This window comes from Mesotoga sp. HF07.pep.5.2.highcov (assembly GCF_003666285.1).
Classification (GTDB): Bacteria; Thermotogota; Thermotogae; order Petrotogales; family Kosmotogaceae; genus Mesotoga; species Mesotoga prima.
Genome location: NZ_JFHJ01000409.1, coordinates 1 through 1,248, shown reverse-complemented (window position 1 = coordinate 1,248; position 1,248 = coordinate 1). Strand labels below are relative to the sequence as shown.

The 1,248-nt window shown below is 45.9% G+C and carries 3 protein-coding genes; all 3 read right to left on the bottom strand.

The features are described 5' to 3' along the window. Positions 1-209, bottom strand: a 209-nt coding sequence (locus BG32_RS08640; protein ID WP_310793880.1) for a PmbA/TldA family metallopeptidase, incomplete at its 3' end; no start/stop codon positions are given. Between the two features lie 98 nt (positions 210-307). Beyond that, complete coding sequence (locus tag BG32_RS16505) at positions 308-766, bottom strand: DMT family transporter (RefSeq protein WP_259459628.1); 459 nt, start codon at positions 764-766, stop codon at positions 308-310. Then, positions 763-1,197 (bottom strand): DMT family transporter, encoded by a 435-nt coding sequence (locus tag BG32_RS16500; RefSeq protein ID WP_259459627.1) that lies wholly within the window; start codon positions 1,195-1,197, stop codon positions 763-765. The genes BG32_RS16505 and BG32_RS16500 overlap by 4 nt, the downstream gene beginning before the upstream one ends. Between the last annotated feature and the right edge of the window lie 51 nt (positions 1,198-1,248).

Here is a 1,248-nt window from a genome sequence, read left to right as displayed (position 1 = left end):
AGTTCGTTTGTGTAAGCATAGATGCTTCTCGTACCTTTAAAGGCACGTAACCCAGCTCCGAATAACTTCCCCGACACGCTCCCTTCTACTTCACCTTGAACCATGTTTATACTTCCCGTATATCTCTCTTCCAAAAAGATCTCTGCAAAATCCGCTCCGCCAGACAGCATCTTGTTGATAACTGCGGAGTATGCTTCATCTGAATGCATGATGCACCTCCAATCTTGTTAGGTATTCTTACAATTCTACAACATTTTCGAGATTGAGGTCTTAACAAAGGAATTGAAATCTAAGGTCAAGCGGAATCTCACCTTCTGGATCTCCTGGAAACCCCATATTTAAGGAGAATTGGTCTTCCTGCGAGATTTCTAAGAACAAACCTAATCGTTATGGCGCCTATTACTACGGCCCCTCCAATCATAGGAAGTCTACCGGGAATCTCTCCCATGAATAAGAAGACCCAGACGGGACTGAGAATGGGTTCAATCATGAGAATCAAAATGGCCTCTAGGGCTGTGGAATGTTTGATTGCCTCAGAATAGAAAACATACGATAATCCCAGTTGTGCCACGCCCAAAATAAAGAGGCTGATCCATCCGGAAGGACTCGGTAGAGATCCCACAATGAAAGGCACTCCGATCGCAGCCGTCAGTATGTTCCCTAGAAGCACTGACTCCAAAGGTGAACCATCCTTCTGAAGCCTCATGAAGATGTTGAAAAGAGCGAAGGTAACTCCACTGGCAACCGCCAGAATATTTCCCGTCATTCCCCTGCTGTCCAGGCTTTCAAAGAAGAAGAGGCCATACCGCCAAAGACCATAATAATGGTAACCCAGTCGAGGAGCTTCGCCCTCTCCTTCAATATCCATACACTCAACAGAGCAACATATATAGGCGCAGTCGATTGAAGCAGAATAGCATTTGCAGCCGTTGTCATCTTGTTTGCCGAAACAAAGAGAATCACCGTGGCCGAATAAGAGAGGGCAGAGGCTATCTGTGACAGGGACCATGTGAATTTCGGTCTTCCAAGGGCAACGAGTATTACCAGGGATGCAATCATGCTCCTGATCCCCGATATCGCAAGAGGATTTGAGTCGACGTTCTTGATCAAGAGACCTCCGGTGCTCCAAAGAAGACCGGTAAGAATCAATAAGATCACAGACTTTGTTCCAGAAGACTTCTCTTTACTCCGGTTCATAATTCACCTGCCGATTCTGCTTCAATCCCCATGGAAGAAGAATACATCAGA

Coding starts and splice junctions, on each gene's coding strand:
- BG32_RS16500 (WP_259459627.1), bottom strand. CDS start 1,197: ATGAACCGGAGTAAAGAGAAGTCTTCTGGAACAAAGTCTGTGATCTTA.
- BG32_RS16505 (WP_259459628.1), bottom strand. CDS start 766: ATGACGGGAAATATTCTGGCGGTTGCCAGTGGAGTTACCTTCGCTCTT.